This is a genomic window from Kineococcus esterisolvens, from assembly GCF_050871405.1.
Taxonomy (GTDB): domain Bacteria; phylum Actinomycetota; class Actinomycetes; order Actinomycetales; family Kineococcaceae; genus Kineococcus.
The window spans coordinates 78,717-101,216 of record NZ_JBJLRI010000005.1 but is presented as its reverse complement, the minus strand read 5'-3'; the positions used below and the strand labels follow the sequence as shown (position 1 = coordinate 101,216).

The following is a 22,500-nucleotide window of genomic DNA, read 5'->3' as shown; positions in this document are numbered from 1 at the left end:
CGTGGCCTTCGTCGACTGGCCGCTGGAGCGGCTGCGCGAGTACGCGCCCGAGCGCGACGAGCCCGCCGACCTCGACGCCTTCTGGGAGAAGACCCTCACCGCTGCCCGCACCCACCCCGCGCAGCTGCGCGCCGAGCGGGTGGACGCGGGCCTGCGCACCGTGGACGTCTTCGACGTGCGCTTCCCCGGGTACGGCGGGCAGCCGATCGCCGGCTGGCTCCTCGTGCCCGCCGGGCGCACCGAGCCGGGCCCGGCCGTCGTGCAGTACATCGGCTACGGCGGCGGCCGCGGCGAGCCGTGGATCAACCTCGTGCCCTCCGCCGCCGGCTACGTGCACCTGGTCGTGGACAGCCGCGGGCAGGGCGGCGGTGGCAACCACCGCGCCGTCACCCCCGACGTCGACGAGGGCGGCACCGGCCCCGCCACCCCGGGTTTCCTCACCCGCGGCGTGGAGTCGCCCGAGAAGCACTACCTGCGCCGCCTGATCACCGACGCGGTGCGCGCGGTGGACGCCGTGCGCACCCACCCGCTCGTCGACCCCACCCGCGTGGCCGTGATCGGCGGCAGCCAGGGCGGCGGGCTCGCGCTCGCCGTGGCCGGGCTGGCCGACGACCTGCGCGGGGTCGTGGCCGACGTGCCGTTCCTGTGCCACTACCGGCGGGCCAGCGAGATCACCGACGCCCACCCGTACGCCGAGCTGGGCCGGTTCCTCGCCGGGAACCGCGAGAAGGTCGACGAGGTGTTCCGCACGCTGTCCTACTTCGACGGCGTGAACCTCGGCGCCCGGGCCGGCGCGCCCGCGTGGTTCTCCACCGGGCTGATGGACTCCACCTGCCCGCCCTCGACGGTCTTCGCCGCGCACCACCACTACGCCGGCCCGAAGCAGATCGAGGTCTACCCCTACAACGGCCACGAGGGCGGCGGGCAGCAGGGCATCGCCCGGACCCTGGCCGCCCTCGCCACGGTGCTGCGCCCCGACGGCACCTGACCGCCCCACCGCCGGCCCACCCGCCGGTCACGACCCCGCCGCCCGCACCCGGCGCGGCCCCCGACCGAGGAGCACCATGACCACGCTCGACCAGCCGGCCGCCGCGACGACCGGCGCACGGCCCCGCCCCTGGCACGACACGTCGCTGCCGCCCGCCGCCCGCGCCGAGGCGCTGCTGGCGGAGATGACGCTGGAGGAGAAGGTCGCCCAGCTCGGCAGCCGCTGGGTGGGCAACAGCCACGGCGGGGACCACGAGGGCGAGGGGGCCGTCGCGCCCGCCGAGGTCACGGGCACCGGCAACGTCGCCCCCCTGCAGGACGTCTTCTCCGCCGGCGCGGTGGACTTCGAGGAGGCCAGCCGGCACGGCCTGGGCCACCTGACCCGCGTGTTCGGCAGCCGGCCCGTCAGCGTCGAGGAGGGTCGCGCGGAGGTCGTGCGCCTGCAGCGCTCCATCGTCGAGCGCACCCGGCTGGGCATCCCGGCGATCGTGCACGAGGAGTGCCTGACCGGCTTCACCGCCTTCGGCGCCACCGTCTACCCGGCGGCGCTGGCCTGGGCGGCGACCTTCGACCCCGAGCTGGTCGAGCGCATGTCCGCCGCGATCGGTGCGGACATGCGCGCCGTCGGCGTGCACCAGGGGCTCTCGCCCGTCCTGGACGTCGTGCGCGACTACCGCTGGGGCCGGGTCGAGGAGACCATGGGCGAGGACCCCCACCTCGTCTCCACCCTGGGCGCCGCCTACGTGCGCGGCCTCGAGAGCGCCGACGTCGTGGCGACCCTGAAGCACTTCGCCGGCTACTCCGCCTCGCGCGCCGCCCGCAACCACGGCCCCGTCTCGATGGGCCCGCGCGAGTTCGCCGACGTGGTGCTGCCGCCGTTCGAGGCGGCGCTGCGCCACGGCGGCGCCCGCTCGGTCATGAACTCCTACACCGACGTCGACGGCGTCCCCGTCGCCTCCGACGAGCGGCTGTTCACCGAGCTGCTGCGCGAGCGGTGGGGCTTCACCGGCACCGTCGTCTCGGACTACTCCGCCATCGCGTTCCTCGCCTCGATGCACCGCACCGCGGCCGACGAGACCGACGCGGGCGTGCAGGCGCTGCGCGCCGGCATCGACGTGGAGCTGCCCGACACCCTCTGCTTCGGCGACCGCCTCGTGGCGGCCGTGCGCGAGGGCGTCGTCGAGGAGGCCTACGTCGACCGCGCGCTGCGTCGCCTGCTGACGCAGAAGGCCGAGCTGGGCCTGCTGGACGCCGGCTGGACGCCGGAGGGCTCCGTCGCCGCCGGCGAGGGCCGCGACCTGGACTCCGCCGGCAACCGCGCCGTCGCCCGCGAGCTCGCCGAGCGCAGCGTGGTGCTGCTCGCCAACGACGGCACCCTGCCGCTGGCGCCGGCCGGGTCGCGCCGCGTCGCGGTCGTCGGCCCCTGCGCGGACGACCCGAACACCTTCATGGGCTGCTACGCCTTCCCCAACCACGTCCTGCCGCGCTTCCCCGAGCTGGGCCTGGGCGTGCAGGTGCCCAGCCTGCTGGACGCGCTGCGCGCCGAGCCCGGCACCGGCTGGGAGGTCGTGCACGAGCGCGGCTGCGACGTGCGCGAGCCGGACGCCTCCGGTGTCCCCGCCGCCGTGGAGGCCGCCCGCGGTGCCGACGTCGTCGTCGCCGTCGTCGGCGACCGCGCCGGCATGTTCGGCGCCGGCACCTCCGGCGAGGGCTGCGACGCCGACGACCTGCGCCTGCCCGGCGTGCAGGAGGACCTGGTGCGCCAGCTGATCGCCACCGGCACCCCCGTCGTCCTCGTCGTCGTCTCCGGCCGGCCCTACGCCCTGGGCGGGCTGACCGGTGCCGCGGCGCTCGTGCAGTCGTTCATGCCCGGCGAGGAGGGCGGCAGCGCGATCGCCGGCGTGCTGTCCGGGCGCGTGAACCCCAGCGGCAAGCTGCCCGTGCAGGTGCCCGCCACCCACGGCGGCCAGCCCGGCACCTACCTGCAGCCGCCGCTGGGCGCGGACAGCCAGGGCATCAGCAACCTCGACCCGACACCGCTGTTCCCCTTCGGGCACGGCCTGTCGTACACCTCGTTCGCGGTGGGGGACCTGGAGCTGTCCAGCACCGAGGTGCCCACCGACGGTTCCGTCGAGGTGTCCGTGACGGTGCGCAACACCGGCGAGCGCGACGGCGAGGAGGTCGTGCAGCTGTACCTGCACGACGTGCTGGCGCAGGTGACCCGCCCCGTGCGCGAGCTGACCGGGTTCACCAGGGTGCGGCTGGAGGCCGGGGCGTCGGCGCGGGTGACGTTCGAGCTGCACGCCGACCGCACCAGCTTCACCGGCCGCCGCGGTGAGCGCGTCGTGGAACCGGGCGAGGTCGAGGTGATGGTCGGCTCGTCGTCCACCGACACCCCCTGCACCGGTTCCTTCACGCTCACCGGGCCGCTGCGCACCGTCGGGTTCGACCGCGTCACCACGACCCCGGTGCGCGTGGCCGCCGTGGGCTGAGCCCTACTCCTCCAGCTCGTCGGGAGCGCGCAGCGTGGCGTGCGGCGCCTGCCAGCCGCGCAGCACGCTCCCGGCGCGCAGGGCTGCGCACGCTCCCGCCCCGGCCAGCGCCCACACGAGCTGGCGGCCGCCGAGCTGCGGGCCCAGCACCGCCACGGCAGCGCCCAGCAGGGCCGGGATCGCGTACAGCCTGCCGGCGAGGATCGTCGGCACCGTGCGCACCAGCACGTCGCGCAGCGTCCCGCCGCCCACGGCGGTCAGCCCGCCCAGCAGCACCGCCTGCCCGGGGCCCACGCCCGCCTCCAGGGCGATCCGCGCGCCGGTGACCGCGAACAGCGACAACCCCATCGTGTCGAACAGCAGCAGCGGCCGCGACAGCCGCGTCAACACCGCGTGCCCCCAGAAGGCGATCAGGCCGCCGGCCGTGGCGGTCGCCAGGTAGTACCAGGTGCGCAGCGCCGCCGGCGGCAGCTCGCCGAGCAGCACGTCGCGCAGCATCCCGCCGCCGATCGCGGTGACGACGCCCAGCGTCACAACCCCGAACAGGTCCAGCGTGGTGCGGCGCATGGCCGTCAGCGCCCCGTCGAGGGAGAAGGCCAGCACGCCCAGCAGGTCCAGGGCCAGCAGCAGGTGCGTCGCGCTCACCGCAAGGAGTGTGCCCGTCGCCGGGCGGGCAGCCGCACGGCCGGCTCAAGAGCGCCCGCCCCCGTGCCGATGACGCGCGGGACGGTCCCTCAACCGCGGTGCCGGTGCAGCCACCCCCAGGAGCCCCCGTGTCCCAGTCCCACGACCTCGTCCGCCCCCGCGGCCCGCTGGCGCTGCTGCGAGATCTGGGTGTCACCACCAAGATCCTCATCGCCGTGGGGCTGACCGCGCTCGTGGCGACCGTCGTCGGCGTCATCGGCCTCAGCGCCGTGCGCAGCGGCGCCCAGGCCACCGCGGAGATGCACGCGAGCCACCTCCGGGGCGTGCAGCTGGCGCAGGAGATGCGCTTCCAGCTGATGACCGTCCGTTTCGCCTCCACGAGCCGCAGCACCGCCACCGGCCCCGAGGACAAGGAGCGGTACACAGTGGTCCGCGACGACGCCCGCGGGGCCCTGGTCGCCGCGGGTGGGGCGTACCTGGCGCTGGAAGGGCTGCCCGCCGAGCAGGCCGTGGCGGCGAGGGGCGTGCTGGAGGACCTCGAGACCTACTTCGACGTGGCCACGCAGATGGACGGGCTGCGGGCCGCGGGCGACCTGACGGAGTTCACCCGCGTGCGCAACGAGCAGATCGTGCCGCTGACCACGCAGATGGTGGACACCCTGGACTCCCTGCAGCAGACCGAGGCCGCGCAGGCGCAGGAGAACGCCGCGCAGGCCCAGCAGGCCTACGCGCGGACCCGGACCGTCCTGGCGGTGGTCCTCGTCGCGGGCCTGGTGGCGGCTCTGGCCGCCGCCGTGGCGGCCGCCCGCAGCGTGACCCGGCCGCTGGGCCAGGTGCGCGCGGTGGCCGGCCGTCTGGCGGACGGGGACCTGACCCGCGACAGCGGGGTCCGGCAGGGCGACGAGGTCGGGCAGACCGCGCTGGCCCTCGACAGCGCCATGGCGTCCCTGCGTTCCGTGATGGCGACGGTCGTCACCTCCGCCGACGCGGTGGCCAGCTCGGCGCAGCAGGTCTCGGCGTCCTCCGCGCAGATCTCCGCCTCCGCGGACGAGACCAGCGCGCAGTCCGACGTGGTCGCCGCGGCGGCGGGGGAGGTCTCGCGCAGCGTGCAGACGGTGGCCGCCGGCGCGGACGAGATGGGCCTGTCCATCCGGGAGATCTCCGCCAACGCCAACGACGCGGCGGTGGTGGCTGGCGAGGCCGTGAACGTGGTGCGGACCACCACGGCGACGGTCGCGAAGCTCGGCGCTTCCAGCCGTGAGATCGGCGAGGTGGTGAAGGTGATCACCGGCATCGCCGAGCAGACCAACCTGCTGGCCCTCAACGCCACGATCGAGGCCGCCCGCGCCGGGGAGCTCGGCAAGGGCTTCGCCGTCGTCGCCGGTGAGGTGAAGGAGCTGGCGCAGGGGACCGCGCGGGCGACCGAGGACATCGCCCGCCGGGTGGAGGCGATCCAGTCGGACACCGGCGGTGCCGTGCAGGCCATCGAGCGGATCAGCGCGATCATCGAGCAGATCAGCGGGTACCAGACGACGATCGCCTCGGCGGTCGAGGAGCAGACCGCGGCCACCCAGGAGATGTCGCGCTCGGTGGCCGAGGCCGCCGGCGGCTCGGAGGAGATCGCCGCGAACATCTCGGGCGTCTCCTCCGCCGCGGGCTCGACGGCGCAGGCCCTGGAGTGCACGCGCAGCGCCGTCGGCGACCTGTCGCGCCGGGCCGACGAGCTGCGCACGGCCGTGGGCCGGTTCCGCTACTGACGGCCCCCGGCGCGGTCCCGCCGGGCGCCCCGGGTGCCCGGGTCCCCGGCGGGCCTGCTGGGATGTCGGTGGGGCCCGCCCCCGTCCGGCTACCCACGGGAGGGACCGTGCGCATCGCGCTCGGCCAGATCAGCAGCACCGCCGACCCGCGCGCCAACCTGGACCTGGTGGCCGCCGAGGTCGCCGCCGCCCGCGACGCCGGGGCGCGCCTGCTCGTGCTGCCCGAGGCGGCGATGTGCCGGTTCGGGGTGCCGCTGGCGCCGGCGGCCGAGCCCGTCGACGGGCCGTGGGCGAGCACCCTGGAGCGGCTGGCCGACGAGGCGGGCCTGACCGTGGTGGTGGGGGCCTTCACACCGGGGGAGGGCGGGCGGGTGCGCAACACCCTGCTCGTGCGGGGCGGGGGCGTTCGCGCGCACTACGACAAGGTCCACCTGTACGACGCGTTCGGCCACGCCGAGTCCGACACCGTCGAGCCCGGCCGCGAACCGGTCGTCGTCGACGTCGACGGGGTCGGCGTGGGGCTGGCGACCTGCTACGACGTGCGCTTCCCGGGCCTGTTCACCGCACTGGCCGACCGGGGCGCCTCGGTGGTCGCGGTGGCCGCCTCGTGGGGCGCCGGCCCGGGCAAGGCCGAGCAGTGGGAGCTGCTGGCGCGGGCCCGCGCGCTGGACTCCACCTGCTTCGTGCTGGCCTGCGGCCAGGCCGACCCGGGGGTCCCCTCCGACGCGCCGACAGGGGTGGGGCGCTCCCTCGTCGTCTCCCCGCTGGGGGAGGTCCTCGCCGGGTTGGGGCCCGCACCGGGGCGGCTGGTGGTGGACGTGGACCCGGGCGAGGTGGGGCACGTGCGCGGCGTGCTGCCGGTGCTGGCGAACCGCCGCTTCTGAGGCGGGGACCCCGGGTGCCGGGGTGTCCCGGCGGCGCGTCGCGCACGACACGCCGAAGTGACAGTACGCAACCATCTTGTGACTTTCCGCTGCTCATCCCCAGGTCGCCCACAGGCTCCCGGAGCAACGGCGCAGGTCACGGGCTCGCGGGGGGTGCTTGTCCACCCCGTCCACAGCCTGGGGAAATCACACCGATGTGACACACCATCTTGTGGTGCCTTGCGCTCGTCCCCCCTAGGGGTAGTGTTTAGAGCACCCCAGCACGCCGGGCTCGCACCCGAGGGAAGGACCACCCCATGAGCATCACCGTCTACAGCACGCCCTCCTGCGTGCAGTGCAAGGCGACCTACCGCGCGCTCGACCGCAAGGGCCTGCCCTACGAGGTCGTGGACGTCACCAGCGACGCGCAGGCCCTGCAGACGGTGCGCGCCCTGGGCCACGTCCAGGCGCCCGTCGTCGTCAGCGGCGACGAGCACTGGTCCGGCTTCCGCCCCGACCGCATCGAGGCCCTGGCCGAGCGCTTCGCCGCCGTCTCGGCCTGAGGCGGTCGCCGTGCCGCTCGGTGTCGTCTACTTCTCGAGCGTCTCGGGCAACACCCACCGCTTCGTCGGCGAGCTGGACGTCCCGGCGCAGCGCATCCCGCTGCGAGCGGGGGACGAGCACCTGCGCGTCGCCGAGCCCTACGTCCTCGTCGTGCCCACCTACGGCGGGGGCGGCGGCGCCGGGGCGGTGCCCAAGCAGGTCATCCGCTTCCTGAACGACCCGGCCAACCGCGCGCTCGTGCGCGGGGTCATCGGCGCGGGCAACACCAACTTCGGGGCCCACTACGCCGTGGCCGGCGACGTCGTCGCCGCCAAGTGCCGCGTACCCCTCCTGTACCGCTTCGAGCTCTTCGGCACCCCCGAGGACGTGCGTCGCGTCCGCGACGGATTGGACACGCTGTGACCCTCACCTCCGACGCCCCCGAGGTCGCCGGGACCGTCCCGCAGCCGGCCACCTCGGCCTCCCCGGGCTTCCACTCGCTCAACGCGATGCTGAACCTCTGGGACGACCAGGGGCGCATCCAGTTCGACGCGGACCGCGAGGCGGCGCGCCAGTACTTCCTCCAGCACGTCATCCCGAACACCCCGCGCTTCGAGACCTTCGAGGCCCGCCTGGACCACCTCGTCACCGAGGGGTACTACGAGGCCGAGGTGCTCGACCGGTACTCGCGCACCTTCGTGCGCGAGCTCACCGACCGCGCCCACGCCGCGAAGTTCCGGTTCGCGACCTTCCTGGGGGCCTTCAAGTTCTTCACCAGCTACGCGCTGAAGAGCTTCGACGGCAAGCAGTACCTGGAGGGCTTCGAGGACCGCGCCGTGATGACGGCCCTCACCCTCGCCGCCGGCGACGAGGCGCTGGCCACCGCGATCGTCGACGAGGTCGTCAGCGGCCGCTTCCAGCCGGCCACCCCCACGTTCCTCAACGCCGGCAAGGCCTCCCGCGGCGAGCTGGTCTCCTGCTTCCTGCTGCGCATCGAGGACGACATGGAGTCCATCGGCCGCGGCATCAACTCCGCCCTGCAGCTGTCCAAGCGCGGTGGCGGCGTGGCGCTGCTGCTGAGCAACATCCGCGAGTACGGCGCGCCCATCAAGCGCATCCAGAACCAGTCCTCCGGCGTCATCCCCGTGATGAAGCTGCTCGAGGACTCCTTCTCCTACGCCAACCAGCTCGGCGCCCGCCAGGGCGCCGGGGCGGTGTACCTGTCGGCGCACCACCCGGACATCATGCGGTTCCTCGACACCAAGCGCGAGAACGCGGACGAGAAGATCCGCATCAAGACCCTCAGCCTGGGTGTCGTGGTCCCCGACATCACCTTCGAGCTCGCCAAGAACAACGAGCCGATGCACCTGTTCTCCCCGTACGACGTGGAGCGCGTGTACGGCGTGCCCTTCGGTGACGTCGCGGTGAGCGAGAAGTACCGCGAGATGGTGGCCGACCCGAGGATCCGCAAGACGCAGATCAACGCCCGCGAGTTCTTCCAGACCCTCGCCGAGCTGCAGTTCGAGTCCGGGTACCCGTACGTCGTGTTCGAGGACACGGTGAACCGGGCCAACCCGATCTACGGCCGCATCAACATGTCGAACCTGTGCTCGGAGATCCTGCAGGTCAACACCCCCAGCAAGCTGGGAGAGGACCTCAGCTACGAGGTCGTCGGCAAGGACATCTCCTGCAACCTGGGCTCGCTGAACATCGCCCTGGCCATGGACGGTGGCGACCTCGGCGCGACGGTGGGCACCGCGGTGCGGGCGCTGACGGCCGTCTCGGTCGCCAGCGACATCCGGTCGGTGCCCTCCATCGCCCACGGCAACTCGCGCTCGCACGCCATCGGCCTGGGGCAGATGAACCTGCACGGCTACCTGGCCCGCGAGCGCGTGCACTACGGCAGCCCCGAGGGCATCGACTTCACGAACATCTACTTCTACTCCGTGCTGTTCCACGCCCTGCGCGCCTCGAACGAGATCGCCGTCGAGACGGGCTCCACGTTCGAGGGCTTCGAGCGCTCCGCCTACGCCGACGGCAGCTTCTTCGACAAGTACACCGAGCAGGAGTGGGTTCCGGCCACCGAGCGCGTCGCCGAGCTGTTCGCGAACGCCGGCATCGCGATCCCGACCCAGGACGACTGGCGGGCACTGAAGGCGTCCGTGATGGAGCACGGCATCTTCAACCAGAACCTCCAGGCCGTGCCGCCCACCGGGTCGATCAGCTACATCAACAACTCCACCTCCTCGATCCACCCCATCGCCTCCAAGATCGAGATCCGCAAGGAGGGCAAGCTCGGCCGCGTCTACTACCCGGCGCCGTTCATGACGAACGACAACCTGGAGTACTACGAGGACGCGTACGAGATCGGTCCCGAGAAGATCATCGACACCTACGCGGCGGCCACCCAGCACGTCGACCAGGGCCTGTCGCTGACGCTGTTCTTCAAGGACACCGCCACCACCCGTGACGTCAACCGCGCGCAGATCTACGCGTGGCGCAAGGGGATCAAGACGATCTACTACGTGCGCATCCGCCAGATGGCGCTGGAGGGCACCGAGGTCGAGGGCTGCGTCAGCTGCATGCTCTGACGGGCACGACGACGGCGCCGGACGGGACGAGGGACGAGGACGAGACGGTGGAGAAGATCAAGCTCATCGATCGCGTGAACGCGATCAACTGGAACCGCGTGCAGGACGACAAGGACCTCGAGGTCTGGAACCGCCTCACCAGCAACTTCTGGCTGCCGGAGAAGGTGCCGCTGTCCAACGACGTGCAGTCGTGGGCGCGGCTGTCGGACGCCGAGCGCACCTTGACCATGCGGGTGTTCACGGGCCTGACCCTGCTGGACACCATCCAGGGCACGGTCGGCGCGGTCTCGCTCATCCCGGACGCGCTGACCCCGCACGAGGAGGCCGTCTACACGAACATCGCGTTCATGGAGTCGGTGCACGCCCGCAGCTACTCCTCGATCTTCTCCACCCTCGCCTCCACCCAGGCGATCGACGAGGCCTTCACCTGGTCGGAGCAGAACGAGGCGCTGCAGCGCAAGGCGTCCATCGTGCTGGAGTACTACCACGGCGACGACCCGCTGAAGCGGAAGGTGGCCTCCACGCTGCTGGAGTCCTTCCTGTTCTACTCCGGCTTCTTCCTGCCGATGCACTTCTCGTCGCGGGCCCAGCTGACGAACACCGCCGACCTGATCCGGCTGATCATCCGCGACGAGGCCGTGCACGGGTACTACATCGGCTACAAGTACCAGCGCGGCCTGGAGCTGGTGGACCAGGCCAGGCGCGACGAGCTCAAGGACTACACGTTCGACCTGCTCTTCGAGCTGTACGACAACGAGTGCAAGTACACCTCGGACCTGTACGACAACGTCGGGCTCACCGAGGACGTCAAGACGTTCCTGCACTACAACGCCAACAAGGCGCTCATGAACCTCGGCTACGAGGGCATGTTCCCCGCCGACACGGCGAAGGTCGACCCCGCCATCCTGTCGGCGCTCTCCCCGAACGCCGACGAGAACCACGACTTCTTCTCCGGCTCCGGCTCCAGCTACGTCATCGGCAAGGCCGTGGCCACCGAGGACGAGGACTGGGAGTTCTGATCTGCGTCGCGGGCCTGTCGTGACCACACCCGACGGGCCCGCGGCGCGCACACGGGGGAGGGGCCGGACCGGGCGCACCAGCGCCGGGGCCGGCCCCTGACTCGTCCCGGGACCCGCTCCGACTACCGCTGCGGGGCGGCGCGGCGCACTATGGGAGGGCCGAGGCCTCGCCGTCGCGGCCGGAGGGACCGCGCGAGGGCGCCGGGGACCGCCGAGGAGGAGCCGTGAGCACTGGGAACAGCACGATCGTCGTAGGAGTGGCCGAGGAGGGCGCGTCCGGCGCGGCCGTCCGCTGGGCGGCCGCCGAGGCCGCCGCCCGGGGCGCGCAGGTCCACCTGGTGCACGCCGTCCCGCACGAGGTGCCGTACGCGGTACCGCAGGTGCTGGGGGTGCACGCCCCGGCGGCTCCGCTGCCGACCGAGCCGCCGGGCCGCCCGCAGGAGCCGGACGTCGCGCTGCGCCGCGCGGCCGAGCAGGTGCGGGCCGTGGCCCCCGGCGTGCCGGTGCGCTCCTCCGCCGTGCGCAGCACCCCGCGCGACGTGCTGCTGGAGGCGGCTGGGCGCGCCGGGCTGCTCGTGCTCGGCCCGGGTCGCAACGCCCTGTTCCTCGCCGAGCACGCCCCCTGCCCGGTCGTCGTGGTGGCCGCCGCCGAGCCCGGCGGCGCCCGCGGCGTCGTCGTGGGTTTCGACGTGTCCCCGGCCGCCCTGGCCGCCCTGGACTTCGCCGCCGCCCAGGCCGCCCGGTGGAACCAGCCGCTGCGCGTGGTGCACACCACCCACCTGTCCGTGGACCACCTGGCCCTCACCGACCCCGAGGCGTACGCCGCGGGGCGCCGGGCGGCCCGCGCCCGCGCCCGCGTGGTCGTGGAGCGGGCCGTCGCCGCGGTGCGTGAGCGCCACGGCGTCGCCGTGGACGTCGTGGTGGTGGCGGACTCCTTCCCCTCCGACGTCCTGGTGGAGAGGTCCCGCCGGGCCCGCCTGCTCGTCGTCGGCGCGCACGAGCGCACCGCGTTCCTCGACGCGCTGCGCGGGTCGACCGAGCGCGCGGTGCTGCACCGGGCGCACGTCCCCGTCGCCGTCGTCGCGGCTCCCGCGCGCACCGCGGACCTGCGGCGCTCGCCGGCCGGGGAACTGGTCGGCACGGTCTGAGCGCACCGGCCCGCCCGGCCCCGGTCGGGGAGCGCGGCTCCCCGACCTCGGTCCCCGTCGCCGCCCCGGCTCAGCCGGCGTCGCCCCGGTGGGCCCGCAGCGCCTCGGTCATGTCGCTCAGGAAGCGGCGCACCACTTCCAGTTCGGTGTCGTCGTAGCGGGCCATCAGCTCGTCGCTGCGCCGCCCGAGGGGCCCGAAGAACTCCACCGCCACGGCGGCACCGTGCTCGCCGAAGCGCAGGTGCACCTTGCGCCGGTCGCGGGTGTCGCGCTCGCGGCGCAGGTGGCCGGCCTGCTCCAGGCGGTCCACGACCCCGGTGGCGGCGCCGGAGGTGATGCCGAGCGCGGTGGCCAGTTCGCCGGTGGTCATCGGCTCACCCCGCCCCTCGCGGCGCATCACGTGCAGCAGGGCCCGCATGTCGGTCGGGTGCAGCCCGCGCCGGCCGGCGAAGTCGTCGCCCACGCGCTGCGCCTGGACGCCCATGTCCCGCACCAGGTCCAGGACCTCGGCCTGCAGCCGCTCGCGGGGGGTCTCGCGCCGGCGGTACATGCCCGCTGCGCCGGCGGGCTGGGGGGGCTGGCTGCTCATCGGTTTGCCAGGGTACCCGACGACTGCTAGACATCTCATTCACTGAACCTTTCAGTCGATGAGGTGTCTTGTGCCCGAGAACTCCCGGCTGGCCCGCACGCTGGGCCGTGTCGTCACCGGCCGCACCAGCGCCTGGCTCGTCCTGGCCGCGGCCCTCCTCCTGGCCGGTGCCGTCGCGGTCGGCAAGGGGGAAGCGCCGCCCTCGCAGGCCGGTGGCACGCGCCTGCCCGCGTCCGCCGAGTCCGCTCGGGCGGCGCAGCTGCTGGAGGGCCTCCCCGGGGAGCAGACCGCTCCCGCGCTGGTGGTGTGGACCCGCGAGGACGGCGCCGCGCTCACCGGCGCCGACACCGGCGCCGCGGCCGCCGCGGTGCAGCGGCTGAACCCCCTCGCCGTCGGCGGGCGGGCCTCCGGGCCGATCCCCTCCGAGGACGGTCGGGCCCTGCTCGCCGTCGTGCCGCTGCCGGCCGGCACCAGCGACGAGGAGACCGCGCAAGCCGTGGGCGACGTGCGCGCCGCCTCCCGCGCGGACCTGCCCGAGGGCCTGCGCGCCCAGGTCACCGGTGGTCCTGCCTTCGGCGTGGACATCGCCGGCTCCTTCTCCGGCGCCAACACCCGCCTGCTGCTCGTCACCGCCGGCGTCGTCGCCCTGCTGCTGCTGGTGACCTACCGCAGCCCCGTGCTGTGGCTGGTGCCGCTGGCCGTGGTGGGCATCGGCGACCAGACGGCCGCCGGCCTGCTGACGGTGGTGGACCGCATCGGGGGCACCCCGTCCGACCCCTCCAGCACCGGGATCACCAGCGTCCTGGTCTTCGGCGCCGGCACCAACTACGCCCTGCTGCTCATCGCCCGCTACCGCGAGGAGCTGCGCCGCACCCCCGACCGGCGCCTGGCCATGCGCCGCGCCCTGGCCGGTGCCGGCCCGGCGATCCTGGCCAGCGCCTGCACCGTCGTCCTCGCGGTGCTCACGCTGCTCGCGGCGGTCCTGCCCTCCAACCGCTCCCTGGGCATCGACGTGGCCGTCGGCATCGTCGTGGCCGGGGTGTTCGGCCTGCTCGTGCTGCCCGCCGCGCTCGTGGTCTGCGGGCGCGGGCTGTTCTGGCCGTTCGTGCCGCGGGTGGGCTCGCAGGACACCTCCCGCACCGGCGGGTGGGCCCGGATCGCCGACCGCGTCGTGCGCCGCCCGTGGCCCGTCGTGGCGCTGTCGGTGCTGCTGCTGGCCGCGCTGACCACCGGCCTGGTCGGGGTCCAGCAGGGCCTGTCGCGCACCGAGCAGTTCCGCACGTCCGCCGAGGCCGTCGAGGGCGCCGAGACCCTCCAGGCGCACTACCCGGCCCGGGGCACCGAGCCCGCGCAGGTCGTCGCCGCCGCGGGCACCGCCGGCGAGGTCGTCGCCGCCGCGTCCGCGGTGCCGGGGACCACCTCCGCGCAGGTGGTCCGCGAGGCCGGCGACCTCGTGCAGGTCGACGTCGCCGTCGAGGCCGCGCCCGGCTCGGCCGGCGCGCGCGAGACCGTCGAGCGGTTGCGCGAGGCGGTGGGCGCGGTGCCCGGCGCCGGTGCGCTCGTCGGCGGCACCGAGGCCGAGGCCGTCGACGAGCGCACCGCCGCCCGGCGCGACCTGCTCGTGGTGGGACCCCTCGTCGTCGCCGTCGTGCTCGCGGTCCTGGTGGTCCTGCTGCGCGCCCTCGTGGGGCCCGTCCTCCTCGTGGTGACCGTGCTGTCCACCTACGCGGCGGCGCTGGGCGCCGGCAACCTCCTGTTCGAGAACGTCTTCGGGTTCCCCGCCCTCGACACCGGCGTCCCGCTGTTCTCGCTGCTGTTCCTCGTGGCGCTGGGCGTGGACTACAACATCTTCCTCGTCACACGGGCCCGGGAGGAGGCGCTCACCGCCGGCACCCGCGAGGGCATCCGCACGGCCGTCGCCGTCACCGGCGGCGTCATCACCAGCGCGGGCGTCCTGCTGGCGGCGGTGTTCACCGTCCTGGGCGTGCTGCCGCTCATCACGCTGACCCAGATCGGCGTCGTGGTCTGCATCGGCGTGCTGCTGGACACCCTGCTGGTGCGCACGCTCCTCGTGCCCGCGATCGTCGCGCTGCTCGGGGACCGCTTCTGGTGGCCCGGTCGCCTCGCCCGGCGTGCGCGGCACCGCGTACCCGCGACCTGATGATCCGGGGACCGCGGGCCTGCGCTCCTCGGCCCCTCGTCGTCACAGCACGACCACAGGGAGGCCACGGGTGGTGCAGACCCGGGGCGCCGAGAGTAGGGGCATGGAGACGACGTTCACCCGCCGCACCGCTGTCACCGGAGCCTTCGGCCCGCTGCTGGCCGGGGTCGCCGCGTGCGGCGGCTCGGCGCAGACCACGACGGGCTCGGCTGTGAGCCCGTCCTCGGCCGCAGCCGGCGCCAGCACCACCAGCACGACCAGCACGACCAGCACCGCGGAGAGCCCGGACCTGGAGACCCTGGTCGCCGAGGTCACCGACAAGTTCACCCAGGAGACCTACACCGACGCCCAGACCGGGCTCAGCGTGCCCTACAACCTCTTCGTCCCCGCCGACTACGACGCCTCGCAGAGCTACCCGCTGGTGCTCTACATCCCCGACTCCAGCCTGGTCGGGCAGGACGTGACCGCACCCCTGTCGCAGTACGGCGCCCTGATCTGGGCCAGCGACGCCGAGCAGGCCAAGCACGCCGGCATCGTCGTGGTCCCGGAGTACCCCGAGGTCATCATCGACGACCACGACGCCTTCACCACCACCGACTACGTCGCGCTGACCCCGCGCCTGCTCGAGGACGTCAAGAGCCGCTACAGCATCGACGAGGCCCGCGTGTACGGCACGGGGCAGTCGATGGGCTGCATGACGGTGATGTACCTGGCCGCCCAGGACCCGCAGCTGTTCGCCGCCGAGCTGTTCGTCTCCGGGCAGTGGGACATCAGTCAGCTGCAGAACCTGACGCAGGAGAAGTTCTTCTACATCGCCGCCGGCGGCGACGAGAAGGCCTCCGCCGGGCAGGAGGAGGTGCAGGCGATGCTCACCGACGCGGGCGTCTCCTTCCAGGCCGCGACCTGGGACGCGACCTGGTCCGCGCAGGAGTTCGCCACCGCCGCGGCCGAGCTGTTCGCCGCCGGCGACGAGATCAACTTCGCCACCTTCGAGACCGGCACCGTGCTGGAGGCCGCCGGCTCCTCCACCAGCTCGGGCGGGATGGGCAGCAGCGAGCACATGGCCTCCTTCGAGCCCGCCTACAAGATCACCGCACTGCGCGACTGGCTGTTCCAGCAGAGCGCCGGCTGAGGCGGCGCCCCCGCGCGCTCAGCCGGGTGGGGGTGTGGAGCGCCGCACCAGGTCGTCGATGCGGGCCGCGTGCGCGCCGCGCCAGTACACCCGTCCGCAGCCGGTGCAGCGGGAGAACTCCTCGCAGCTGCGCCGGGTGCCCTCGGGCAACCCGGCGGCCACCTCCTCCTTCGCGACGGTGCGCAGCGGCGCGCTGCAGGCGGTGCACCGGGTCAGCGGCGCCAGGGCGGGCCGGAACCTGTCCAGCACGTCGGTCAGCTGCTCGTCAGCGCCGGCGCCGGCCACGAGCGCACCGCGGGGCAGCGCCCGGCGCATCAGCAGCCCGCGGTCCGCGGTCAGCAGCACCCGGTCCTCGGCGCGCGCCCGCACCACCAGGTCCGGGTCGTCGGCGTGCGCGGACCACGCCGCGTCCAGGCCCAGCAGCCGCATCCGGCGCGCCAGGCTCCCCAGGTGCACGTCGAGCAGGAAACCCCCGGCCGGCACCGCTTCCGGGCGGATCACCGCGCCGGCGTGCAGGGCCGCGCCCGGCGGCAACCGGTCACCGGGGGAGGCGGGAGCGCCGTCCACGGTGAGGGGACCCACCTCGGTGAGCGGGACCCCCGCGGCCTGCACGACGTGCCCGGCCGTGGCGTGCTCCTCGTGGCGCACCCGGAGCCGGGCCGCCCGGCGCGCGCGGGCCGGCAGCAGCGGTGCGAGGACGGCGTCGACCGTCAGCTCGACGGCCGGGTGCTCAGGCACCCGCTGGTTGCGGGGTGCCGACGCCCAGCGGCGGGACGACGGGCTTGACCACCCCGAGCATCGACTCGGCCACGCGCACCACCTGCTCGGAGTACCCGCGCTCGTTGTCGTACCAGACGTACAGCACGACGTTCGCGCTGCCGTCGGCGATGGTGGCCAGGGCGTCCACGACACCGGTCTTGCGGGTGCCGACGAAGTCGGTGGAGACCACCTCGGGGGAGTCGACGTAGTCGATCTGGTCCTGCAGGGCCGACTCCAGCGACATGGCGCGCAGGTAGTCGTTCAGCCCGGCCCGGGTGACGCCCTCGGCGAGGGTGAGGTTCAGGATGGCCAGCGAGACGTCCGGGGTCGGTACGCGGATCGAGTTCCCGGTGAGCCTGCCCGCCAGTTCCGGCAGCGCCTTCGCCACGGCCTTCGCCGCTCCCGTCTCGGTGAGCACCATGTTGAGCACCGCCGAGCGCCCGCGCCGGTCGCCGGCGTGGAAGTTGTCGATGAGGTTCTGGTCGTTGGTGAACGAGTGCACCGTCTCCACGTGCCCGTGCACGACGCCGAAGCGGTCGTTGACGGCCTTGAGCACCGGGGTGATGGCGTTGGTGGTGCACGAGGCCGCCGACACCACGAGGTCCTCCTCGCCGACCGTGTCCTCGTTGATGCCGTGCACGACGTTCTTCACCGCTCCCTTGCCGGGCGCGGTGAGCAGGACTCGGGCGGCGCCGGGGCTGCGCAGGTGCTGCGCCAGGCCTGCCTCGTCGCGCCACCGGCCGGTGTTGTCGATGACCAGGGCGTCGTGGATGCCGTGGCGGGCGTAGTCCACCGTCGCCGGGTCGTCGGCGTGGATCACCTGGACCGGTGTGCCGTTGGCGACGATGCACCGGCCGGCCTCGTCGACGGTGATGGTGCCGGCGAACGCGCCGTGCACCGAGTCGCGCCGCAGCAGGCTGGCGCGCTTGACCAGGTCCTTGCCGGCACCGCCGTGCGGACCGGGGCGCACGACGATCGCGCGCAGGCGCAGGCCGTGGGGGTCGTCGGCGCGCTCGAGCAGGATGCGCGCCAGCAGTCGGCCGATGCGGCCGAACCCGTACAGGACCACGTCGCGCCCGCCGGGGGCGGGTGCGGTGCCCAGCGCGGGGCCTAGCTCGGCGCGCACGCGCTGGACGAGGTCCGCCCCGCCCGTCTCGTCCACCGGTGCCCGGCCCAGGCGCGCCAGGTCCACCGCGGCGGGCCCGGGGGCCAGCCGGCACAGCACCCGCAGCAGCTCCAGGCTGGGTTCCAGGGGCAGTTCCACGTCGTCGACGCGGCGGGCGAACCGGTGCGCCTTGACGATGCCGATGACGGACTTGCCGACCAGGCTGCGGCCGTGGACGGTCACCACGACGCCGTGGTCGCGGTACAGGCGCCCGATCAGCGGGACCATCGCCTCGGCGAGCGCCACCTTCGTGGACCACGCGGTGCTGGACATGCTCCCCCTGCCGTTCGCGGTCCCTGGCGGCGCGGGGGGTCGTCCTGCGCCGGTGCGGGACGTGGGTGGTGCGGGACGCGGTGCGGTCGCCGCGGTCCCCGGACCGTAGCCAGCGGCTGCGCCGGCGGGCAACGGTCCGGGGACCGGCGTGACGAACGACTCACCGCACCGGCCGGTCGGCCGGGGTCAGCCGTCCACCTGCATGGTGGCGGGGATGCGGTCGCGGTCGTAGGTGATGGTCGTGTAGCCGTGGGGCTCCGGGCGCCCGTCGGCGCCGAGGTTCACGAACACGATCTCCTCGATCGTCAGGATGCTCTGACGGGTGATCATGTTGCGGACCTCGGCGCGCATCGTCAGGGAGGTGCGCCCGAACCGCACCGCGCGCAGGCCCATCTCGATGAGGTCGCCCTGCCGCGCGGAGGAGACGAACTCGATCTCCGAGATGTACTTGGTGACGACGCGGCCGTTGCCGAGCTGGAGGATCGCGTAGATCGCGGCCTCCTCGTCGATCCAGCGCAGCAGGCTGCCGCCGAAGAGGGTGCCGTTGGCGTTGAGGTCCTCGGGCCGGACCCACTTGCGCGTGCGGAAGTTGACGCTGTGGGGGTTGGCCGGGTCCGGGTCCATGATGTGCTCTTGTCCTGACACGGGCCAAGGGTAGGACGGCCCGGTGCCTCACCCCTGCTGGGCGGCGCCCCAGCCGTGCCACCGCTCCACCTCGACGAGCGCGCTGACGCGGGCGCGGTCGCGGGTGGGGTAGGCCGTGCCCAGGTAGTGCTGCGAGAGGCGGTCGATGTCGACCAGGTCGGGGTCGTCGCGGAACTCCACGACGCGGCCCTGGACGCTCACGTGGGTGTACCAGTCGTCCCGCGCCAGGGCGGTGAGCGAGACGCGGGGGTCCGCGCGCAGGTGCCTCAGGCGCGCGCGGGCGGCGTCGAGGTTGAGCAGCACGCGCCCGTCGTCCTGCAGCAGGTACCAGGTGGCGACGCTGACGGGGTGGCCGTCGGGGTGGACGGTCGCCATCACGGCCGGGTTGGGCTGCGCGAACAGCGCGGCGACGTCGTTCGGCAGGGGCGGGTTCGCCACGGGGGCTCCAGGTCGCTCGGTCGGTCACCGGTCGTCGGGATGCTACGGCGGCCGCGCGGGGGCCGGGGGAGGGGGCCCGGGGCCGGCGTTGGACTCTGACGTGGCGTGAGAGTACGGTTCTGCGCGGACCACCGTCCCGTCGACGCACCTCCCGGGTGCTCCGGCCCGGTGCCCCCCGGACGAACCGGCGCAGCGCGGCGCTCTGGTGGAGATCGACGAGCCCCCCCACCAGGGGCGCGCCGCGGCGCGCCCCGTGAGCACGGACGGAACGCCACTTCGTGACCAACCCTGAGCAGATGGCCGCCCCGGCCCCCGCGCCGCGGCGCCCCTCCGGTGCCGGGCGGCCCGGCCGGCCCGCCTGGCTGGCCTCCCCGAAGGTGCTGCGCACCGAGGTCCTCGCCGGGCTGGTCGTGGCCCTGGCCCTGATCCCCGAGGCGATCTCCTTCTCCATCATCGCCGGGGTCGACCCGCGGGTGGGCCTCTTCGCCTCCTTCACCATGGCCGTCTCGATCGCCTTCCTGGGCGGGCGCCCGGCGATGATCTCCGCGGCCACCGGGGCCGTGGCGCTGGTCATCGCCCCCCTGGTGCGCGAGCACGGCCTGGACCACCTCATCGCCGCCGTGATCCTGGCCGGTGTGTTCCAGGTCGTCCTGGGCCTGCTGGGCGTGGCGCGGCTGATGCGGTTCGTGCCGCGCAGCGTCATGGTGGGCTTCGTCAACGCCCTGGCCATCCTGATCTTCACGTCCCAGTTGCCGTACCTGCGCGACGTGCCGTGGGCGGTCTACGCCATGGTCGCGATCGGCATCGCGATCATGGTGTTCCTGCCGAGGCTGACCACCGTCGTGCCCGCGCCGCTGATCGCGATCGCGGTGCTGACCGTGGCGGTGGTGGGCACCGGCCTCGTGGTGCCGGACGTCGGCGACGAGGGTGCGCTGCCGGAGACCCTGCCGACGCTGCTGCTGCCGGACGTGCCCCTGACCTACGAGACGCTGCGCATCATCGCCCCCTACGCCTTCGCCGTGGCGCTGGTCGGGCTGATGGAGTCGCTGATGACGGCCAAGCTCGTCGACGACATCACCGACACCCGCTCGAACAAGACCCGCGAAGCCTGGGGGCAGGGCGGGGCGAACATCATCACCGGCTTCTTCGGCGGCATGGGCGGCTGCGCCATGATCGGCCAGACCATGATCAACGTGAAGGTCTCCGGCGCCCGCACCCGCCTGTCGACGTTCCTGGCCGGGGTGTTCCTGCTGATCCTCGTCGTGGGCCTGGGCGACGTCGTCGCGATCATCCCGATGGCCGCCCTGGTCGCCGTGATGATCATGGTGTCGGTCGGCACCTTCGACTGGCACTCGGTGCGGCCGAGCACCCTGCGCCGGATGCCCAAGAGCGAGACCGCCGTGATGGTCTCCACCGTCGTGGTGGTGGTGGCCACCCACAACCTGGCCATCGGCGTGGTCGTGGGCGTGCTGGTGGCGGCCCTGCTGTTCGCCCGCCGCGTCGCGCACCTCGTCGACGTCACCGGTGAGCTGGAGCAGGACGGGCGGGTGCGCCGCTACCGCGTCGAGGGCGCGCTGTTCTTCGCCTCCTCCAACGACCTGATCTACCAGTTCGACTACGCGAACGACCCGTCCGAGGTGGTCATCGACCTCTCCGCCGCGCACGTGTGGGACGCCTCCACCGTCGCCTCGCTGGACGCGATCACCACCAAGTACGCCGCCAAGGGCAAGCACGCCGAGATCGTGGGGCTGAACGAGGCCAGCGCCGAGCGCTACGAGCGCCTGGCCGGCCACCTGGGCGCCGGCCACTGACCCGTCGCCGCCGAGCCGGCCGCGGGCCCTCGCCTCCCCGTGGCGCAGGACGTAGGGTCGGGCCGTGACCCCTGCCAGCGACCTGCACGGCGACCCGCACGTCGAGCGCTACCTGGAGACGAACGGCGAGGACGGCTACCACTGGCGCGGCGGGACGACGATCCTGATCCTGTTCACCAAGGGTCGCAGGTCCGGTGCCCAGCGCTCGCACGCGCTGATCTTCCGCCCCCACGGGGAGGCTCTCGCCGTCGTCGCCTCCAAGGGCGGCACCGACGCCCCGCCCGCGTGGTTCCTGAACCTGCAGGCCGACCCGGACGTCGAGGTGCAGGTCAAGGGGGAGCGCTTCCGCGCCCGCGCCCGCGTCGCCACCCCCGAGGAGAAGCCGGCCCTGTGGGCGTCGATGACCGAGGTGTGGCCGGACTACGACGAGTACCAGTCCAGGACGTCGCGGGAGATCCCCGTCGTCCTGCTGGAGCGCGTCGGCACCGACGGCTGACCGGGGGTGGGGGTGGACCGGGCCGGCCGCGTCGGCGTCGTGCTCCCGCGGGACCTCGACGCCGGCCGCGTGCTCCCCTTCGCGCGCCGCGCCGACGAGCTGGGTTTCGACGAGCTGTGGGTCGTGGAGGACCTCGGCTTCCGCGGCGGGGTCGCCCAGGCCGCGGCGGTCCTCGCGTCCACCTCCCGCCTGCGCGTCGGCATCGGCGTCCTGCCGGCGGGCGCGCGCAACGTCGCGTTCACCGCGATGGAGGTCGCGACCCTCGCCCAGCTGTTCCCCGGGCGCCTGGACGTGGGCCTGGGGCACGGGATGCCCGCCTGGATGCGCTCGGTGGGGCAGTGGCCCGCCAGCCCGCTCGCCCTGCTGGAGGCCCAGCTCGTCGCGCTGGCGGACCTGCTGCGCGGCGCCCGCGCCGACACGACCGCGTCCGCCGGGCCCGTGCGGCTGGACGGGGTGCGCCTGGACCCCTCGGCCGTCCCCGCCCACGTCCCGCCGCTGCTGGCCGGTGTGCGCGGGGCGCGCTCGCTGGCCCTGTCGGGCCGCGTCGCCGACGGCACCGTCCTGGCCGAGCCCACCACCCCCGAGTACGTCCGCGCCGCGCTCGCCCGCGTCGGCGCCGCCCGCCCCCACCGGGTGGTCGCCTACAACGCCGCCGCCGTGAACCCCGACGAGGGCGCCGCCCTGGCCGCGGCGCGCGCCGGGCTGGAGTGGATCGGCGAGCCCGACTGGGCGCCGCACCTGGAGCCGCTGCCGTTCGCCGCGGACCTGGCCGCGCTGCGCCGCGAGTGCGGCACCCGGGAGGAGTTCGCGCGCCGCGTGCCGGAGGAGTGGGTGCGCCGGCTGGCGGTGGCGGGGACCCCCGACGGGGCCAGGGCGCGGCTGGGGGAGCTGTTCGCCGCCGGCGTCACCAGCGCCGTCCTCATCCCCGTGGGCGCCGACCCCGAGCAGGAGCTGGAGCAGCTCGCCGCGGTCCTGTGACGGCGGCG

At 74.0% G+C, this 22,500-nt stretch carries 20 protein-coding genes; 14 read left to right on the top strand and 6 right to left on the bottom strand.

Annotation, left to right across the window (positions count from 1 at the left end; translation table 11 throughout):
* The first annotated feature begins 1 nt into the window (after nt 1).
* Together ACRYR8_RS03645 and ACRYR8_RS03640 are read left to right on the top strand one after the other, a co-directional pair.
* Complete coding sequence (locus ACRYR8_RS03645) at nt 2–988, top strand: acetylxylan esterase (RefSeq protein ID WP_432482711.1); 987 nt, start codon at nt 2–4, stop codon at nt 986–988.
* A 76-nt stretch (nt 989–1,064) separates the two neighbouring features.
* Complete coding sequence (locus ACRYR8_RS03640; RefSeq protein WP_432482710.1) at nt 1,065–3,479, top strand: beta-xylosidase/alpha-l-arabinosidase; 2,415 nt, start codon at nt 1,065–1,067, stop codon at nt 3,477–3,479.
* A gap of 3 nt (nt 3,480–3,482) precedes the next feature.
* Here ACRYR8_RS03640 and ACRYR8_RS03635 read toward each other — a convergent pair whose 3' ends face one another.
* The gene (locus ACRYR8_RS03635) at nt 3,483–4,124 is read right to left on the bottom strand and encodes a trimeric intracellular cation channel family protein (protein ID WP_432482709.1); all 642 of its coding nucleotides are present in this window, start codon (nt 4,122–4,124) and stop codon (nt 3,483–3,485) included.
* A 128-nt stretch (nt 4,125–4,252) separates the two neighbouring features.
* Here ACRYR8_RS03635 and ACRYR8_RS03630 point away from each other — a divergent pair, with 128 nt between their 5' ends.
* The 7 genes from ACRYR8_RS03630 (at nt 4,253) to ACRYR8_RS03600 (ending at nt 12,045) form a co-directional block, all read left to right on the top strand.
* Entirely contained in the window at nt 4,253–5,881 is a 1,629-nt protein-coding gene (locus ACRYR8_RS03630; protein ID WP_432482708.1) for a methyl-accepting chemotaxis protein, read from the top strand.
* Between the two features lie 107 nt (nt 5,882–5,988).
* Nucleotides 5,989–6,765 (top strand): carbon-nitrogen hydrolase family protein, encoded by a 777-nt coding sequence (locus ACRYR8_RS03625; protein WP_432482707.1) that lies wholly within the window; start codon nt 5,989–5,991, stop codon nt 6,763–6,765.
* Between the two features lie 296 nt (nt 6,766–7,061).
* Nucleotides 7,062–7,307, top strand: a complete 246-nt coding sequence (gene nrdH / locus ACRYR8_RS03620) for a glutaredoxin-like protein NrdH (RefSeq protein ID WP_432482706.1) — start codon at nt 7,062–7,064, stop codon at nt 7,305–7,307.
* A gap of 10 nt (nt 7,308–7,317) precedes the next feature.
* Nucleotides 7,318–7,710 (top strand): class Ib ribonucleoside-diphosphate reductase assembly flavoprotein NrdI, encoded by a 393-nt coding sequence (nrdI, locus tag ACRYR8_RS03615; RefSeq protein ID WP_432482705.1) that lies wholly within the window; start codon nt 7,318–7,320, stop codon nt 7,708–7,710.
* A complete protein-coding gene (gene nrdE / locus ACRYR8_RS03610; RefSeq protein WP_432482704.1) occupies nt 7,707–9,878 on the top strand; it encodes a class 1b ribonucleoside-diphosphate reductase subunit alpha in 2,172 nt (723 codons plus the stop codon). Before nrdI ends, nrdE begins: the two co-directional genes overlap by 4 nt.
* 47 nt (nt 9,879–9,925) lie before the next feature.
* Entirely contained in the window at nt 9,926–10,897 is a 972-nt protein-coding gene (gene nrdF, locus ACRYR8_RS03605) for a class 1b ribonucleoside-diphosphate reductase subunit beta (protein ID WP_432482703.1), read from the top strand.
* Between the two features lie 224 nt (nt 10,898–11,121).
* Nucleotides 11,122–12,045 carry a universal stress protein gene (locus ACRYR8_RS03600; protein ID WP_432482702.1) on the top strand — a complete coding sequence of 308 codons (924 nt, stop codon included), beginning with the start codon at nt 11,122–11,124 and terminating at the stop codon, nt 12,043–12,045.
* Between the two features lie 70 nt (nt 12,046–12,115).
* Here the strand turns inward: ACRYR8_RS03600 and ACRYR8_RS03595 are convergent, their stop codons facing one another.
* The gene (locus tag ACRYR8_RS03595) at nt 12,116–12,634 is read right to left on the bottom strand and encodes a MarR family winged helix-turn-helix transcriptional regulator (protein ID WP_432482701.1); all 519 of its coding nucleotides are present in this window, start codon (nt 12,632–12,634) and stop codon (nt 12,116–12,118) included.
* 70 nt (nt 12,635–12,704) lie between these two features.
* On the opposite strand from ACRYR8_RS03595, the gene ACRYR8_RS03590 reads away from it, so the two are divergent.
* Nucleotides 12,705–14,795: an MMPL family transporter gene (locus ACRYR8_RS03590; RefSeq protein WP_432482700.1), complete on the top strand. Its 2,091-nt coding sequence runs from the start codon at nt 12,705–12,707 to the stop codon at nt 14,793–14,795.
* 103 nt (nt 14,796–14,898) lie between these two features.
* Nucleotides 14,899–15,927 carry a carboxylesterase family protein gene (locus ACRYR8_RS03585; RefSeq protein WP_432482699.1) on the top strand — a complete coding sequence of 343 codons (1,029 nt, stop codon included), beginning with the start codon at nt 14,899–14,901 and terminating at the stop codon, nt 15,925–15,927.
* 18 nt (nt 15,928–15,945) lie between these two features.
* On the opposite strand, the gene ACRYR8_RS03580 is transcribed toward ACRYR8_RS03585, so the two are convergent.
* From ACRYR8_RS03580 to ACRYR8_RS03565, 4 genes are all read right to left on the bottom strand, one after another.
* Nucleotides 15,946–16,665, bottom strand: coding sequence for a Mut7-C RNAse domain-containing protein (locus tag ACRYR8_RS03580; RefSeq protein WP_432482698.1), 720 nt, complete (start codon nt 16,663–16,665; stop codon nt 15,946–15,948).
* The gene (locus ACRYR8_RS03575; protein WP_432482697.1) at nt 16,658–18,124 is read right to left on the bottom strand and encodes a glyceraldehyde-3-phosphate dehydrogenase; all 1,467 of its coding nucleotides are present in this window, start codon (nt 18,122–18,124) and stop codon (nt 16,658–16,660) included. Before ACRYR8_RS03575 ends, ACRYR8_RS03580 begins: the two co-directional genes overlap by 8 nt.
* Before the next feature lie 186 nt (nt 18,125–18,310).
* Entirely contained in the window at nt 18,311–18,748 is a 438-nt protein-coding gene (locus ACRYR8_RS03570; RefSeq protein ID WP_432482725.1) for an acyl-CoA thioesterase, read from the bottom strand.
* 48 nt (nt 18,749–18,796) lie between these two features.
* Nucleotides 18,797–19,207 (bottom strand): TIGR03618 family F420-dependent PPOX class oxidoreductase, encoded by a 411-nt coding sequence (locus ACRYR8_RS03565; protein WP_432482696.1) that lies wholly within the window; start codon nt 19,205–19,207, stop codon nt 18,797–18,799.
* Nucleotides 19,208–19,503: 296 nt separating this feature from the next.
* On the opposite strand from ACRYR8_RS03565, the gene ACRYR8_RS03560 reads away from it, so the two are divergent.
* The 3 genes from ACRYR8_RS03560 to ACRYR8_RS03550 all read left to right on the top strand — a co-directional run bounded on the left by ACRYR8_RS03560 (nt 19,504) and on the right by ACRYR8_RS03550 (nt 22,492).
* Nucleotides 19,504–21,018 (top strand): SulP family inorganic anion transporter, encoded by a 1,515-nt coding sequence (locus ACRYR8_RS03560; protein WP_432482724.1) that lies wholly within the window; start codon nt 19,504–19,506, stop codon nt 21,016–21,018.
* Between the two features lie 64 nt (nt 21,019–21,082).
* Nucleotides 21,083–21,514: a nitroreductase family deazaflavin-dependent oxidoreductase gene (locus ACRYR8_RS03555; protein WP_432482695.1), complete on the top strand. Its 432-nt coding sequence runs from the start codon at nt 21,083–21,085 to the stop codon at nt 21,512–21,514.
* Nucleotides 21,515–21,526: 12 nt separating this feature from the next.
* Nucleotides 21,527–22,492, top strand: a complete 966-nt coding sequence (locus tag ACRYR8_RS03550; protein WP_432482694.1) for an LLM class flavin-dependent oxidoreductase — start codon at nt 21,527–21,529, stop codon at nt 22,490–22,492.
* Nucleotides 22,493–22,500: the final 8 nt, after the last annotated feature.